Source organism: Halorhabdus sp. CUG00001 (assembly GCF_009797925.1).
GTDB lineage: Archaea > Halobacteriota > Halobacteria > Halobacteriales > Haloarculaceae > Halorhabdus.
In genome coordinates, this window is record NZ_VOLB01000001.1 from 1,958,737 (window position 1) to 1,974,699 (window position 15,963).

The 15,963-nt window shown below is 62.0% G+C and carries 12 protein-coding genes, 1 tRNA gene and 1 rRNA gene; 5 read left to right on the forward strand and 9 right to left on the reverse strand.

Features of this window, described 5'->3' with window-relative positions:
* Nucleotides 1-187: 187 nt before the first annotated feature.
* The 3 genes from FR699_RS09790 to FR699_RS09800 all read right to left on the reverse strand — a co-directional run bounded on the left by FR699_RS09790 (nt 188) and on the right by FR699_RS09800 (nt 2,828).
* A tRNA-Ala gene (locus tag FR699_RS09790) sits at nt 188-259 on the reverse strand.
* A 98-nt stretch (nt 260-357) separates the two neighbouring features.
* Nucleotides 358-1,829 (reverse strand): 16S ribosomal RNA (locus FR699_RS09795).
* Nucleotides 1,830-2,516: 687 nt separating this feature from the next.
* The gene (locus FR699_RS09800; RefSeq protein ID WP_154552936.1) at nt 2,517-2,828 is read right to left on the reverse strand and encodes a non-histone chromosomal MC1 family protein; all 312 of its coding nucleotides are present in this window, start codon (nt 2,826-2,828) and stop codon (nt 2,517-2,519) included.
* 254 nt (nt 2,829-3,082) lie between these two features.
* Between FR699_RS09800 and FR699_RS09805 the strand changes: the two genes are divergently transcribed.
* Together FR699_RS09805 and FR699_RS09810 are read left to right on the forward strand one after the other, a co-directional pair.
* On the forward strand, nt 3,083-3,280 hold the full coding sequence (locus FR699_RS09805; RefSeq protein ID WP_154552935.1) for a hypothetical protein: 198 nt from the start codon (nt 3,083-3,085) through the stop codon (nt 3,278-3,280).
* A 52-nt stretch (nt 3,281-3,332) separates the two neighbouring features.
* Nucleotides 3,333-4,385 (forward strand): quinone-dependent dihydroorotate dehydrogenase, encoded by a 1,053-nt coding sequence (locus FR699_RS09810; RefSeq protein ID WP_158855305.1) that lies wholly within the window; start codon nt 3,333-3,335, stop codon nt 4,383-4,385.
* 27 nt (nt 4,386-4,412) lie between these two features.
* Here FR699_RS09810 and FR699_RS09815 read toward each other — a convergent pair whose 3' ends face one another.
* The 4 genes from FR699_RS09815 to FR699_RS09830 all read right to left on the reverse strand — a co-directional run bounded on the left by FR699_RS09815 (nt 4,413) and on the right by FR699_RS09830 (nt 9,839).
* Nucleotides 4,413-4,634 carry a hypothetical protein gene (locus FR699_RS09815; protein ID WP_154552933.1) on the reverse strand — a complete coding sequence of 74 codons (222 nt, stop codon included), beginning with the start codon at nt 4,632-4,634 and terminating at the stop codon, nt 4,413-4,415.
* Nucleotides 4,635-4,858: 224 nt separating this feature from the next.
* Nucleotides 4,859-6,589: a phenylalanine--tRNA ligase subunit beta gene (gene pheT / locus FR699_RS09820; protein WP_158855306.1), complete on the reverse strand. Its 1,731-nt coding sequence runs from the start codon at nt 6,587-6,589 to the stop codon at nt 4,859-4,861.
* A complete protein-coding gene (locus tag FR699_RS09825; RefSeq protein ID WP_158855307.1) occupies nt 6,589-8,094 on the reverse strand; it encodes a phenylalanine--tRNA ligase subunit alpha in 1,506 nt (501 codons plus the stop codon). The genes pheT and FR699_RS09825 overlap by 1 nt, the downstream gene beginning before the upstream one ends.
* Before the next feature lie 248 nt (nt 8,095-8,342).
* The gene (locus FR699_RS09830; protein ID WP_158855308.1) at nt 8,343-9,839 is read right to left on the reverse strand and encodes an MATE family efflux transporter; all 1,497 of its coding nucleotides are present in this window, start codon (nt 9,837-9,839) and stop codon (nt 8,343-8,345) included.
* Nucleotides 9,840-10,012: 173 nt separating this feature from the next.
* Here FR699_RS09830 and FR699_RS09835 point away from each other — a divergent pair, with 173 nt between their 5' ends.
* Nucleotides 10,013-11,800: a S9 family peptidase gene (locus FR699_RS09835; protein WP_158855309.1), complete on the forward strand. Its 1,788-nt coding sequence runs from the start codon at nt 10,013-10,015 to the stop codon at nt 11,798-11,800.
* A gap of 144 nt (nt 11,801-11,944) precedes the next feature.
* Here the strand turns inward: FR699_RS09835 and FR699_RS09840 are convergent, their stop codons facing one another.
* Nucleotides 11,945-12,190 carry a ferredoxin gene (locus tag FR699_RS09840; RefSeq protein WP_154552929.1) on the reverse strand — a complete coding sequence of 82 codons (246 nt, stop codon included), beginning with the start codon at nt 12,188-12,190 and terminating at the stop codon, nt 11,945-11,947.
* A 94-nt stretch (nt 12,191-12,284) separates the two neighbouring features.
* Here FR699_RS09840 and FR699_RS09845 point away from each other — a divergent pair, with 94 nt between their 5' ends.
* Both FR699_RS09845 and cgi121 read left to right on the forward strand, forming a co-directional pair.
* Nucleotides 12,285-14,738 carry an ATP-dependent DNA helicase gene (locus tag FR699_RS09845; protein WP_158855310.1) on the forward strand — a complete coding sequence of 818 codons (2,454 nt, stop codon included), beginning with the start codon at nt 12,285-12,287 and terminating at the stop codon, nt 14,736-14,738.
* The gene (gene cgi121 / locus FR699_RS09850; RefSeq protein ID WP_158855311.1) at nt 14,738-15,274 is read left to right on the forward strand and encodes a KEOPS complex subunit Cgi121; all 537 of its coding nucleotides are present in this window, start codon (nt 14,738-14,740) and stop codon (nt 15,272-15,274) included. The genes FR699_RS09845 and cgi121 overlap by 1 nt, the downstream gene beginning before the upstream one ends.
* 30 nt (nt 15,275-15,304) lie before the next feature.
* On the opposite strand, the gene FR699_RS09855 is transcribed toward cgi121, so the two are convergent.
* Nucleotides 15,305-15,781 (reverse strand): MaoC family dehydratase, encoded by a 477-nt coding sequence (locus FR699_RS09855; RefSeq protein ID WP_154552926.1) that lies wholly within the window; start codon nt 15,779-15,781, stop codon nt 15,305-15,307.
* Nucleotides 15,782-15,963 lie beyond the last annotated feature (182 nt).

Below are 15,963 nucleotides of genomic sequence, written 5' to 3' on the forward strand. Positions count from 1 at the left end.
ACGCAACGCGTCCAGTGGACGCCTGGATCGCACGTACACACGGTATCATATACACGCCCGTCGGTGGCGGTGCGTGCATCAACCCTTCCCATCCCCGCGTTGACGCGGGATGGTGCATCGGTCGTCCGTACCCAATCGAAGCGCCGTCCCACACTTAAGGGACACGGATTCGATCGGACACGAGCTATGGACCCACTGGGATTTGAACCCAGGGCATCCTCCTTGCAAAGGAGGCACTCTACCGCTGAGCTATGGGCCCTTCCGCCGTACAATGTTAGCCTCGGTAGTTCATAGGTGCCCGACTGGCTGTCGGCGAACGTGCAGGTGGGTCGGGGCAACGCCCCGATCCCGGTCAGTAGGAGGTGATCCAGCCGCAGATTCCCCTACGGCTACCTTGTTACGACTTAATCCCCCTTGCGGAGCCCAGATTTGACCGTCGCATGACGGCCTCATCCGGACCCCACTCGGGTGATTTGACGGGCGGTGTGTGCAAGGAGCAGGGACGGATTCACCGCGCGCTTCTGACACGCGATTACTACCGAATCCAGCTTCATGAGGGCGAGTTTCAGCCCTCAATCCGAACTACGACCGAGTTTAGGGGATTAGCGCGTCCTCTCGGACTGGCATCCCACTGTCTCGGCCATTGTAGCCCGCGTGTCGCCCGGCACATTCGGGGCATACTGACCTACCGTTGCCCGTTCCTTCCTCCGCTTTGGCAGCGGCAGTCCTCCTAGTGTACCCAGCCATCGCAAGATGCTGCTGGCAACTAGGAGTGCGGGTCTCGCTCGTTGCCTGACTTAACAGGACGCCTCACGGTACGAGCTGACGGCGGCCATGCACCTCCTCTCAGCAGCGTCGGGTAAAGTCATCAACTTGACCGTCATTACTGCTGTCGGTGCCGGTGAGATGTCCGGCGTTGAGTCCAATTAAACCGCAGGCTCCTCCGGTTGTAGTGCTCCCCCGCCAATTCCTTTAAGTTTCATCCTTGCAGACGTACTTCCCAGGCGGCTCGCTTCGCGGCTTCCCTACGGCACAGCGCAGGCTCGTAGCCTGCGGCACACCTAGCGAGCATCGTTTACAGCTAGGACTACCCGGGTATCTAATCCGGTTCGAGACCCTAGCTTTCGTCCCTGACCGTCGGGTCCATCTTCTCGAGGCGCTTTCGCCACCGGTGGTCCGTCCAGGATTACGGGATTTCACTCCTACCCCGGACGTACCCCTCGAGTCTTCTGGCCCCAAGCCAAACAGTTTCCGCCGGACGCCGACGCGTTGAGCGCGTCGATTTCCCAACAGACTTGTCTGGCCGGCTACGGACGCTTTAGGCCCAATAACAGCGGCCATCACTCGGGCTGCCGGTATTACCGCGGCGGCTGGCACCGGTCTTGCCCAGCCCTTATTCTTGTACCACCTTAGGGTACAGAAAAGCGAGGACTATATGCCCTCGCACTCGGAGTCCCCCTATCGCACTGTCGTGCAGTGTAAAGGTTTCGCGCCTGCTGCGCCCCGTAGGGCCCGGTATCTTGTCTCAGATACCGTCTCCGGGCTCTCACTCTCATGACCCGTACCGATTATTGGCACGGTGGGCCGTTACCCCACCGTCTACCTAATCGGCCGCAGCCACATCCTGTGGCGCCAGGACGTTTCCGACTCGCCGCACTCCAGCGTGCGAGTCGTATCGGGTATTAGCCTCAGTTTCCCGAGGTTATTCCCGTCCACAGGGTAGTTTGGCCACGTGTTACTGAGCTATCCGCCACGGGTCTAAACCCGTGCGACTAGCATGGCTAAATCGGACTCCGATAGCAATGGCCTCCGGCAGGATCAACCGGAATGTCTCCCCATAATGGGGAGGGTTAGGCGGGAACACACCCAAAAGGGTGTGATCGCTATCGTAGCACGTTCGCTGACACCCAGTCGGGTGTCACCGAACTACCAAGGCTAACATCAGATCCCATCTATACGGCGGACCGCAGGGGTGGAATCCTCATGTCTTCCGGACCAGATCGTAGGCCAGGAAGGGTCATAAACCCTTCGAGTTGGCCCCGAACCGACGTTCGGATGGTCCGTCGCGACCGGGGCAAATCGAGCCCCGTCCGAGCCGCGTTCGTATTCAATCCGAAGTGCCCTGTTACACTTAAGGGCATCGGATCGAATCGCACCACGCGAGTGGCACGACGCGACCGGAGGGGCGCCGATCGCCCTTCGTCGCTGCGTATTTCTTCAGATGGGAGGTTAATACTTAAGCCCGTCGAAGGAGACCCGCCACGTCATGCGATTACAAGCGTTTCGGCATGCCTTCTCTTGACATGGGGTATAGAGAGAGAGAACCGTGTTGGAGGAGGCCAGAATATCGAGGGAGAATGCTGCGCGGCTGGAGGCCGACAGTTCATGCCGCGCTTATTGCACGTCGGTCACTGCCGAGTGGATGCCGCGCACTGGCGGCTAGTACGTGCGCGACCGAGAGACTATCGACTTCGTGGTGGGACTACCGAAAGGAATCTAGAAGTGAACCGACCAGGTTAGATCTCGTCGAGGTGCTCGACGCCCTGCTTCGAGACGTTACCTTTGGTGATATCACCGGGCATCCAGTCAGGTTTGTCGTCTGGCGCAGATTCCTCCCACGCCCAGCCTTCATAGACGTGGACTTTCTTCGTGCCTTTCTCGCGGAGCCGAAGTGGCTCCGGGTCAGCTTCGTCTTCACTCGGTGCCGGTTCGAGCCGACGTGCCGCTTTCAGAGCTGCTTGTCGAGGGGTGCCCCCCGAGAAGACGCTTGACTCGGTACCGTCGTCTTCGCGTAGCGCGAAGTTTCGTTTGTCCGTATCACGTGCCATGGTTTCGACGCTCCATGCCAACCCAGCACATGACCCATTATAAAAATACCCCCGGATCGAAGGGGGGGACGGCACAAAATATATAAGTGGAGGTCCGAGGCCTTGCGATATGCGGGACAAATCGAGGCAATATAGGCTGAAATACTGGCGCGCGCGCTAAACAGAGCGCAGCGTTCCTGTATCCCAGCATGCCGAGATCCAGGCACGGTAAGCTTAAGTGTGTGGTCCGGCGATGCTCAGGGTGAGATACCGCGATGGTGCGAAAGAAGAAGCTTAGCCCGAGTGGCGCAAAAGACGAGGACGGCGAGTATCACAACGTCCACATCAATCTCCACGAAGACGAGTTGGCCGTCGCCGGGATGGAAATCGGCGACGAGGTCTTTGTCCGAGTCCGAGACAATAAGATCATTATACAACAAGCAAACCCAGACGACGTCGAGCACGAATTCTGATGCACTATCGTCAGGGCGACACCCGGAGAATAGGCAGAAGAGACCAGCACAAATGAGCGTATACGATATCACAAAGCCACTGTTGTTCAAACTGTCACCAGAAACCGCACACAGTCTCGCCCATAGGGGGCTGGGAGTAGTAGAGGGAACACCGCTTGCCACACTACTTGAGCGAGCATTTGTCGTCGAAGACGAGCGTCTGGCAGTCTCGGCGTTCGGCTGTGACTTTCCGAACCCAGTCGGTGTGGCTGCCGGCTTCGACAAAACAGCCGAGGTTCCTGGCGCGTTGCGATCGATGGGATTCGGACACGTCGAAGTGGGAGGCGTCACCGCCCAGGCACAGGCGGGGAACGCGCGCCCGCGCGTTTTCAGACTTGTTGAGGACAGAGCGATCGTCAACCGGATGGGACTGAACAATCCTGGTGCGGACGACGTTGGCCCACGTCTAGCCGAGACAGACGTCGCCTATCCCGTGGGTGTGAACCTCGGCAAGTCCGAAGGTGTTCCACTGGATGAGGCGGCCAAAGACTACCGGTATACCTACGAGCAGGTTGCAACGGGCGGGGACTTTTTCGTCGTCAACGTTTCCTGTCCGAACTCGCCAGGGTTCCGTGAGTTACAGAGCCGGGAGCCGATGGCAGATATCTTCGAGACGTTGACCGAGGCCGGCGCGAGCCCACTCTTGGTCAAATTATCACCCGACCTCTCGGAAGGGGCGATCGAAGACGCACTCGAATTGGTCGCGGAGTACGACCTCGATGGGGTCGTTGCGACGAATACGACGACGGATCGCCCCGACACCCTATCTAGCCCGGATCGCGTCGAAGAGGGCGGACTGTCGGGAAAGCCACTCGAAGGACAAGCGACCGAGCTGGTCAGATTCGTCGCCGAGCGGACCGACGTCCCAGTAGTCGGCGTCGGTGGCGTATTTACGGCTGCCGACGCCTACCGGAAGATCAGGGCCGGCGCGAGCATGGTGCAGGTTTACACGGGCTTTGTCTATCGCGGGCCGACCATTGCCCGCGATATCAATCGCGGCTTGGTGACGTTGCTCGAACGGGACGGATTCGATAGCGTCGAAGACGCAGTCGGCGTTGATCTCTGAGCGTGCCAAGGGTGGCGAAAAAGAGAATTATCGACAGTCCGTTACGGTGACAGCGTGGGCAACGTCGACGCTAATCCAGGTCGTACCGATCTCTGGCCATTCAGCGTCAGCCGGGAAGACAGTGAGTGTCGAGGGGTCCTCGCGGTCGTCGAACGCTCGATCGAGCCGTGACGACGGGTCTGCCTCGGCCGTCTGAACGGCGGGAAGCTCGAACGTCGATTCCGGACTCGTGTCGTCGGTCGAAGACATCGAATGTCGCTCCTAGCATATTGTATGTGAGCGAGAGGCATATACCGACGCGAAGCGGTAATACTGACCAAACCCGCCGATAATTATTATAAATACGTGTATATTGATGGTAATCTCGAGGAAAATAGAGGGTATGAATGCCAAATGCGGGGAAGAAAATTCAGATGCGCACTGGAACTCTCGCTTCGGCGAGAGACAGATGACCACGGCAACCGGGAGAGCCGCTACTGCAGCGCTGCTAGATCAAACTCGAAGGCCACAACCGGTAATTCTAGCTCGTGCTCGATGAGGACTGCCGGATGGAGTTCACCGATCACGCCGACGGCATCGCCATCGATCTCCACAGTCGCGACCCGGCCCTCGATGAACGAGGGGTGCTCAGTCGGTGGGGTCGCAAGATCGACGTTGAAATCCGCGACGAGAGCCTGAAGTCGGGCCTTTGCGTCTTCGTAGGATACGTCGTGGCGCGCGAGCGCGCCCGCGAGGTGACGCTTCTCGCTGACCCCGGTAGGATCTCCGTCGTCGCGCTGGGCAACGAACCCGACCTCCGCAAGGTCCTGTGGGTAACGGCGGTGGGTATTGTTCTCGAGAACCTGCATGATCGAAGGGAGAAGCCACGTCCGGACGACTGTGTAGTCCTCACTGTACGGGTTCGTGACGCTGACGGGTTCGCTGGCCCCCAGGATATCTGCCTCGGTATCGAGGCGCATCCGTCCGAGGAGTTCGTCCGCGCTCGTCAGGTGGAAGTTCAACAGATCCTGAAACCCAAGCCCAATCAGGGCCGTCCGGACGGCCGCCGCCAATCGGGCGCGCTCGTGACGCCCGCCGATCGTTCCGACCGTGGGATAGCGCGGGTCGAGTTCGTTGAAGCCGTAGGCTCGCCCGACGTCGTCAATCACGTCGACCGGGTGGAGCACGTCGACGCGATACGGCGGGACCGTCACGTCGTAAGCCGGCCCGCCGTCCAACGCTGTGACGTCACCGTCTAGCCCGGATCGTTCGAGTAGGTCGATCACGTCCTCTTGGGCAAGATCGATCCCAAGCGTGCGCTCGATGCGGTCGTGAGCCACTGTCTTGGTCTTGGTTGCAAAGTCCGGCCGAATCAACTCGGCACCGTACTCCGAGGGGGGATTCTCGTACTCGACGCGAACTTCTTCGATCGTCCCACCGCGGGCGTCAAGCGCATAGCAGACGACGTTGAGCATGTGATCGATCGTCCACTGATCGGTCCCGGTCATCTCGATGAACAGATCCCGAGAGTCGGTCGAGACTTCGGTCCGGCGACCGTTTACCACCGGCGGGAACGAGAACAGACCAATCGAGTCGTAGATTGCCGGGACGGTGTCGTAGGCGGCGACGAGATCGGCGTACTCCTCGCCGATATGGTGTTCCTCGAGAACCTCTTCGGGCGCCAGTTCGGCATCGCCCTCCAGGGGCACGAACGTGTCACCGTCGGGTTCGATACCGGTGTAGCGAAGGGACTTGCCCTCGCCATCGTCGGCGGCTTCCCCGCCTTTCAACATCGTCAGATCGTGGACCCCGATGGCGCCTTTCGCGCGCTTGCGGCCCATCGTGGCGTGGAGTTTCTCCTGTAGCTGGATCAGCGAATCCAGCGATGCCTCGTCGAGATCGAGGCCACGGACGACGGCGCCAGTGACGTACGGGCGCTCGTCGGGCACGCCTTCGACCTGGATCGTCCAGTCAGGATCGTTCGTCGAGGGAACGTGGACGCCCCGATCGTCGCCGTACTGGTAGCGCAGCGAGCGGGCGACCCCCTCAACGGAGAGGCGATCGAGTCGGTCGGGTTCGAACTCGAAACGTAACTCGCCGTCCTCAGTTTCACCCTCGTACTCTAGGCCGAGTTCGAACAGATCGGCCCGCAAGTCGTCGTCGCTCTTTTCGTCGTGGCCGGTTAGCGTCCGGAGTTCGTCAGTGTCGATATCGACGGTGGGCATCAGTAACGCACCTCCTCGTTGCGCAGGTAGTCCAGATCGACCAGCGTTCCGTGGACGTCACGGATGTCCTCGGCGCCAGTAACGAGCATCATCAGCCGTTCCAGGGCCAGCCCCCAGGCCATCACGTCACAGTCGACGCCGAGCGGGTCGAGCATTTCTGGCCGGAAAATCCCGGAGTTGCCGATCTCGACGACTTCGCCAGTAACCGGGTGTTCGCCGAACAGCTCGAAGCTGGGCTCCGTGTAGGGGTTGTACGTCGGCTTGAATTCCAAGTCGGTGATACCGAACTGTTCGTAGAACTCCGTGAACGTCCCCATCAGATCCCGGACCGAAAGGTCTTCGGCCATCACCCAGCCCTCGATCTGGAAGAACTCGAGCAAGTGAGTCGCGTCGATCTCGTCGTTGCGGTAGGCCTTCTCGACGGAGAAAAAGCGCTGGGGCGGTTCGAGGTCGCCTTTCGCGACGCCAGCGAGGTGGCGGGCCGACAGCGACGTGGTGTGACCCCGAAGATCGACCTTGCGGGCCATCTCCTCGCCCCACGGTGAGTGATAGCCCTCGCCGTCCGGGCCAACGCCCTCGCGATGAGCGCGTTCGACCGCCTCGCGGACGTCACTAGGGAGATCGTCCATCGGGGGCACGTCGAGGGCGAACTGGTCCCAGTGCGTGCGCGCGGGATGATCCTGTGGCATGAACAGCGCGTCGTTGATCCAGAACTCCGCGTCGGCGTGGGGGCCGTCCATCTCCTCGAAACCCATGCCCACGAGGACCTCCGTGACGCGCTCGGCCATTGATCGAAGTGGGTGCGCTTTCCCGCCGTCAACGGCGGGGGCGTCGGCTTCGACGTTGTAGTCGGCGAACTCGACACGCTCCCACTCGCCGCTGGTGAGCAGGTCGGGCGTCAGTCGGTCGACCCGCTGGGCTTCCTCAATCCCAGCCATCAGTTCCGTGACGCCCGCGTCGGTGAGTTCGATCGAGCGGACAGTTCGCTCGTCGCGCTCGAGAAGCCCACGTCGGTCCAGTTGATCGAGAATATCGTCGTCAGCGACTGGTTCCCCGGCGTCGATGGCCTCGAGGGCAGCCGCTTCCGGATCGGCGTCGAGATCCACGTCGGGTTCGGCGGTGATCTCACCGGCATCAATCGTGCCGTACCCTTTCCGGGCGAAATTCGAGAGGGCGATGTCGACGGCCTCACCGTCCAGATCGGCAGCTCCGATGACTTGGCCCATAGGGGCGCTGGCCTCGTCGGCCCCTTGCTCGACGGCGACACGGTGGAGGCGGTGTTCGGGCAAGTCAGCGTCGAGATAGGACAGTCCCTCGTCGGTCAGCGAGACGGATTCCTCGGTCGTCTCGGTGACAGTGACCAGCCCCTCGTCTTCGAGTTCGAAGGCGGCACGGGTCACCGCCGCTGTGGCCAGGCCTGTGTCCTCGCTCAGTTGGGCAACGGTGCGTCGGTCGTCGGCGCTCGCGGCTTCGAGGACCGCGAGTTGGTTGCTCGGGAGTTCCATCAGTTGTTGTCGGATACACTGGGGTTGCTCAGTTAACGGTTCTCACTCGTCCTTGCAGGTGAACGAGCCTAGATGATCAGTTTCGTTACCGGCCCGATCGCATTGGGGCCGGGAAGTCCACCGATCGTCAGAACGCATCAAAGAGGGCGAACGCCCGGCTGAGACGAGACTGACTGGCGATCCACCGACGATGGGCGTTCAGTGACATACCCGTGGGTTGTCAAGCCATCACAGAAAAGCGTTGGGAGTTAATCGTCCAGCGCAGCCTCGGGGCGGTACTCCCGGCTGATCGCCTTCCACTTACCCGTCGAAAAGCGGTAGTAGTTACCCACGGCCGGGACGAGCGTCTCACCGAGGAACGCGATATAGATTCCCCAGACGCCGATGAGCGTCGTCGCACCCAAATAGGCAGCCGGGAGCGAAACGGCAAACATACCGAGGACCTGGTAGATGAACGGCCAGTTCGTGTCGCCGGTAGCATCGAGGGCCCCGGCAGCAGTCCCTTTGATTCCCTGTGGGATGATCGCAATGGTCGCCGCCAGCACCATCCCGACGGCGATCGGGACCGCATCGGCCTCGGCACCGAAAGCAACGACAGCAGGGCGGGCAAGGACCGCGACGATAGCCGCCGAGACGGTGTAGGTCGCAACTGCCATGAGGGTGATTTCACGACCGTAAACGGCGGCCGTCTCCTCGTCGTCCTCGCCGAGGTGCTGACCGACGAGACTGGAAGCAGCGAGCCCAAAGCCCCACCCGGGGACGTTCATCAGCCCCCAGAGCCGTCGGGTGATAGTGTAGGCCGTAAGTGTCGCCGTCCCGAACATGCCAACGAACACGAGCATTGGGAATCGCGCGACCGTCCAGGTCATGTTCCGACCGACGACCGGCGTCCCGATCGAGACGACGTCAGTAATATCACCCCAGTGAAAGTACGTCCCGCGCGGCGAAACTGAGACCGGGAACTGGCCGATCCCGGGAAGCCGGCCCGCGATCAACCCAGCGATAAACAAGCCGGTAACGAGGGCGTTTGCCGCGACCGTTCCCCAGGCGGCACCGGCCACGCCCATCCCGAAGACGAAGATGAACACGCCGTTGAGCACGATATTCAGGACGGCACCACCGCCCCGAAGGAGCATCGGGATCTGTGCGTTGTCGGCCCCGATGAGGACGCGACTCGCAACGAGGTTCAACCCAGCGAAGGGCACACCGAGGCCCAGGATCTTGAGGTAGGTCGCACCGTAGGCGACGACTTGGTCGTTGCTGTTCAGCAGGCCGATGAGCCACTCGGGAACGAACCAGAACGCCGCGCCGACGGGGATAGTGACCGCGACGACGACGACGAAACTCGCGCGGACGGCCTGGCCGAGTTGAGTGAACTCCTCGGCACCGAAACGCTGAGAGACGAGTGCGATCGTCCCAGCGGCGAAACCGCCGCCAAAGGCGAATGCAAGCCCCCAAAACGGACCGGCGAGACCGACACCCGAGATGGCGTCGTTGGCAACGAGCCCCGACGCGGCCCCGACCATGGCAACGTCAGCGGCGTTTTTCGACATGCGAGCGATGCCGGTGACGACACGCGGCCAGGAAAGATCCGTCGCTCGGCGTGCCCGAGCGCGGTCGACCACTCCGAGGCGAGCGAGTCCGAGTCCGATCAGGAGAATGACGCCACGGACCGGGTTCGCGCGAGCACCGGCACGCTTGAGCGACTGGGCGGCCCGACTGACTGCCGAACGGAGACCAGACACGAAGTAGTAGGTCGTAGCTTATCGTCCGAAAAATGCCTTCCTATCTCGAAGTGATCTACAATCGTCGATCGCCAGAAGCAACGAATTCCAACCGAGTGAAAGACTCAGAGGGCAACGGACCCAAAACAACCACAAAAATAGTTATATAATGGGTGTGTGAAGTGAGGGTGAGGATGGCGCTTACGGATATAAATACGCGAACGGTACTGTTCGTTGTTGCACTTGTGCTGGTGGTAGTCGGCAGTGGAACAGCCTATTGGGTAGAAACGAACGGACAGACAGTGGAAGTCCGGGACGTGCAGTTCGAAGCGACCAACGGGACCATGATGAGCGGGGAGTTGTACATCCCACCAGATGCTTCGACGGCCGATCCCGCACCGGCGATTCTCGCGACTCACGGCTATATCAACTATCACGAGACCCAATCGCCGTTTGCCATCGAGTACGCCAGACGAGGGTTCGTCACGCTGGCAGTCGATCAGGCGGGTCACGGGGGGTCAGACCCACCGGCGTTCGCCAACGGGTTCGGCGGTCCGCCTGCGCTTTCGTACCTCCGGTCGTTATCGATGGTCGATACGGACAACGTCGGCCTCGAAGGCCACTCGATGGGTGGCTGGGCAAGCGTCGTCGCGGCGGCTGTCTATCCTGACGGCTACGAGTCGATGGTGCTTGCAGGCTCCTCGACGGGGTCGTTCGGTGCCCCGCCAGGGTCGCCCGAGTTCCCGCGGAACCTCGCGGTGATCTACGGCGAGTACGAGGAGTTCCGGTACATGTGGGCCGTCGAGCAAGCCCGGAACGTCCCGGACAGTGCGAAGCTACAGAACGTCTTCGGGACGGACTCGACGATCCAAGAGGGCGAGACCTATGGGTCGATCGACGAGGGGACGGCACGGCAGCTGTACACACCGAGTCGAACCCACGCGGGCCTGCACCTCTCACCGACCGCGACCGCCGACTCGATCGAGTGGTTCCAGCGAACTTTAGACGGTGAGGATCCACTACCGCCGGGCAACCAGACCTGGTATTTCAAAGAACTGGGGACGTTGCTCGCGATGCTCGGGGGAGTCCTGTTCATGTTCCCGCTGGGATCGCTACTGGTCGAGCGATACGATCGATCGACCGGATTTCGTCGAGACCGGCCCGACTCACTCGGCCTCACGGGCGTGGCTCGGATCGGGACGGCACTGATCGCGTTCTTCGTGCCGCTCGTGACCTACTACCACCTCCAGGAGTGGGGCCAGAGCACCGTCGCGGCGAGTGCGCTCCTGCCACAGGAGATTACGACCGGCGTCGCAGTGTGGGCGACGTTCAACGCACTCGTGATCGTGGTTGGCTTTGCCGCGTTCCACTACAGAAACGAGGGGTCGTTCGCCGACCTTCGGGCGTCCTACGGCCTCGGGACCGACGACGGCTTCCGGACGATCGGACGGGCAGCACTAACGAGCATCGGGATCGTCGGTGGCTTGTACCTCCTGTTGTCGGTCACGGAGTACCTGACCGGGCAAGGATTTCGCTTCTGGGTGTTCGGCATCCGCCCGCTCGAGACGTTCCAGTTCTGGATCTTCCTCCGGTACCTGATTCCCTTCACCGTGTTCTTCGTCGCGCTGGGCGTCCTGCTGCACGGTGAATTGCGACCCCAGGGAGGCTACACGTCGTTCCGAAAGGAGATGGCAACCAACTGGGCACTGGTCGGCGGGCCGTTCGTCTTGTTGCTTGTCGTCCAGTACGGGACGCTGTTGACGACTGGCTACCTGATGGACAACTTCCTGACGGCCGGCGTGGAGCTGCTGACGATCCTCGCCTTCCAGTTCCTCGTGTTGCTCTCGATCGCGCCGCTGGTCTCGACGTACTTCTTCCGCAAGACGGGCCGCATTTGGACGGGTGCGTTCACGAACGCGCTGTTGGTCACCTGGGTCATCGTCGCCGGGACGGCAACCCACCACCCGATTGCGATCTTCTGAGCGGGGCCACAGATCCGCCCCCTCGCACCGTCTCCGTTCTGAGTCGGCTAGGATGGCCGTCACAGTGCAGTTCCCGCCGGCCGAACGCCCGGAAAGATCGACGATGGCTGAACACGACCCAGACGTGACGACGAACTGAACCGCTCAAGGCACCAGTTGCTCGCCGTCGTCGTCGAGCACTCGAATCGCGTCTACCGGACACGTGCGGGCAGCGAACTTCGCGTCGAGTTCTTCGCCGTCGGGGACAGCCAATGAAACGAGACCGTCCTCGATTGCGTCGCCGTCAACGAGCACCGCCTTGCCGTGTGCTTCGTCGCGCTCGAAGCCGTCCCACTCGGCGACACACTGGAACATCCCGATACAGGTATCCCGGTCGAATTCGACTCGCATACGTCTCCTCTCGACCCGGCGATGTATAAACGCCGCCCACCGGCTCGGCCCGCGAGCGAACCCTTAAACCGGGGGACGACCCTACCTACCTCCAATGGACGTTGCGGACATTCCGGGGGTCCCGTCGTGGGTACCAGCACACCTCCGCGAGCAGGACATCGAAGAGCTCTATCCACCCCAAGCCGAGGCCGTCGAGCGCGGGGTCACCGACGGCGAGAACCTGGTGGCCAGCGTGCCCACAGCCAGCGGGAAGACCCTGATCGCCGAACTCGCGATGTTCTCGGCGATCACGGACGGCAAAGACAGTGGGGACGACGGTGACGAAACCGACGGGACGGCGCTGTATATCGTCCCGTTGCGGGCGCTCGCCAGCGAAAAACGCACGGAGTTCGAACAGTTCGAGGCCTATGGACTGGACGTGGGCGTCTCGACGGGCAACTACGAGAGCGACGGGGGGTGGCTCGGCGACAAGGACGTCGTCGTCGCGACCAGCGAGAAGGTCGATTCCCTCGTGCGAAACGACGCGCCGTGGATCGACAACCTCGATTGTGTCGTGGCCGACGAGGTCCACCTCGTCGACGATGGCGAGCGTGGCCCGACGCTGGAAGTGACCCTCGCAAAGCTCCGGAAGCGAAACTCGGATCTCCAGACAGTGGCGCTGTCGGCGACGATCGGCAACGCTGAGGCGCTGGCGACGTGGCTCGATGCGGAACTGGTCGACTCGACGTGGCGGCCGATAGACCTCAAAAAAGGCGTCCACTACGGGCAGGCTCTCCATCTCGAAGACGGGAGCCAGACCCGACTGCCAGTCAGGGACAGCGAAAAGCAGACAGCGGCCATCGTCCGGGACACGCTCGAAGACGACGGCTCGACGCTCGTGTTCGTGAATTCGCGGCGAAACGCCGAAGCAGCGGCCCGCCGACTCGCGTCGACGACCGAGCCACACCTCGGAGACGAAGAGCGAGAGCGGCTCAGAGAGATCGCGACCGAGATCCGGGAAGTTAGCGATACGGAGACCAGCGACGATCTGGCAGCGGCCGTCGAAGACGGGGCAGCCTTCCATCACGCGGGTCTCTCGCGGGAGCATCGGTCGCTCGTCGAAGAGGCCTTCCAGGAGCGACTCGTGAAAGTCATCTCGGCGACGCCGACGCTGGCGGCGGGAGTCAACACGCCATCCCGGCGCGTCGTCGTCAGGGACTGGCGACGCTACGACGGGACCGCCGGCGGGATGCAACCCCTCTCGGTTCTTGAGGTCCACCAGATGATGGGGCGGGCGGGCCGGCCCGGACTCGACCCCTATGGCGAGGCACTCCTGCTCGCCAGCAGCCACGACGAACTCGACGAACTGTTCGAGCGATACGTCTGGGCTGATCCCGAGCCAGTGCGCTCGAAACTCGCCGCCGAACCGGCGCTGCGGACCCACATCCTCTCGACGGTCGCTTCGGGGTTTGCCAACTCCCGGGCGGGACTGCTGGAGTTTCTCGAAGCGACACTGTATGCGAGCCAGACGACAGAGAGTGGCCGTCTGAAGACAGTCGTCGACGAAGTGATCGCCTATCTGGAAGCGAACGATTTCCTCACGCGTTCGGACGGAGACGACCACCTGCGTGCCACCTCGATCGGACAGACGGTCTCGCGGCTCTATCTGGATCCGATGAGCGCCGCGGAGATGCTCGACGGGCTGAGAGAGGTCGAGCAGACAGCCAGCCAGCAGGGAACTCGATCGCCCCACGACGGACAGACAGCCACGGATGGCGAGCCGCCGGGCTTCGAGACTGCCAGCGAACTGGCCTCGGCCAAAGTCGACGGGACCGACGACAGCCCCGACCCGACAGCGATGGGGCTGTACCACCTCGTTTCCCGGACGCCCGATATGTACGAGCTATACCTCCGCTCGGGTGACGAAGAGGAGTACTCCATGGAGGCCTACGAGCGTGAAAGGGAGTTTCTCGGAGCGATGCCAAGCGAGTTCGAGGACGATCGCTTCGAGGACTGGCTGTCGGCGTTGAAGACAGCCCGGCTACTCGAAGACTGGGCGGACGAGTGTGAGGAGGGGGTGATTACGGACCGATACGACATCGGGCCGGGCGACATCCGCGGAAAAGTGGAAACGGCGAGTTGGCTCCTCAACGCCGCCGAGCGCCTGGCTGGGGAGGTCGGGCTCGACGTGACGCCAGCCATCCGAGAGGCACGCGTGCGCGTCGAACACGGGGTGCGCTCGGAACTGGTCGATCTGGCGGGCGTGGGCGGTGTGGGTCGCAAACGCGCTCGCCGCCTCTATGCGGCTGGGATCGAATCCCGCGAAGACCTCCGAGAAGCCGAGAAGGGGGTCGTGTTGGGGGCCTTACGCGGTCGGGAGAAAACGGCCCAGAATATTTTGGAAAACGCCGGCCACCGTGATCCGTCGATGGATGGTGTCTCAGCGATCGAACCGGACGAAGCGCCAGCAGCAACGGAGAGTGAGCAGACGGCTACAAACGAGACCAGTAGAGACACTGGCGAGGAGGCCGGCGAGTCGGCCGACCAATCCAGTCTGGGTGATTTCTGATGGAGGTCGTTGAGGGCCACCTCGAAGTTGACGATCTCGATGCCGTCTTGGAGCGACTGGGCGCGATCGGAGCCGAGCACGACGTGGCAATCCAGGCGTTCGACGCCCGATACGTCACCGGCCGGGAACACCTCCGACGGGCCTGCGAATTAGCTGATCGCGCACACGCACGCGAGGAGATGATCGCACACGATCCCGAAGTCGAGATCCTGCTGTACGCGGCGGGCCGCCGGCAGATCCAGGACGCCTTGGCGATGGGCGTCTCTCAGGGCCAACAGCCGGCAGTCATCGTCTGTCACGCAGTGGGCGACCGACAGAATGGAGACGGTGACGAAAACGTGAGTGAACGCGAACGGGCAGCCGGCGAGGTCGTCGAAGCGATGGAGTGTCTCGACCGAGCCGACACCCTCGGGGCAGCCGATCCCGATCTGGTCGCGGCGTTTTTCGACATTGCAGACGCCGAGCGAGCCGCAACCGATGCAACGCTCTCGGAGCTAGTGCTCGAACGCGTCGCGATGTTGGTCGTCGAAAAGTAGCGACGCTGCTGTCAACATGCCGACTGCCAGTCAGGCAGGCTCCTCGTCGATCAGGACAACCGCTTGGCCGTCGATGACGACCTCCTCGTCGACGAGAACCTGCGTCGAGAGCTGGTAGCGCCCGCCTTCGAGGGTATCGGCTACCTCGACGGCGGCCGTTGCCCGGTCGCCGATGCGGACGGGGCCTTTGAACTCGAAGTCCTGAGAGAGGTAGACGACAGTACCAGGGAAGCGGGCCAGTGCGGCGCTGATGAGCCCGCCGACGAGCATTCCGTGAGCGATGCGACCACCGAATCGGGTCTCGGCGGCGTAGTCGTCCTCGATGTGGAGCGGATTGGTGTCGCCGCTGGCTTCGGCAAAGTGCATGACGTCCTCGTCAGTGATGTCTTTGCTGAAGGTGACGCGATCCCCGACCGCCACGGCGTCGCTGTCCTCGACGGTTCGATCCCACTCCCACCCCGGGAGGTCGCTCCCGCCTTCGACTGTCGGCTTCGGATTGTCGCTCATTGCAGTCGATCGTTCGGCGGCCGGTTACTAAACTGTAGGGTGACCGGATGGTCCAGCCACACCGGCCACGGACTGAACGAAAACCACCCGACGACGGGGCCCAGTGCCTTCGTGGGAACCAAAACACCCAGCTAATAGGTGAAAGATGGTATCAGATGGGGCTGAATGGTTCTCAGAGGAAA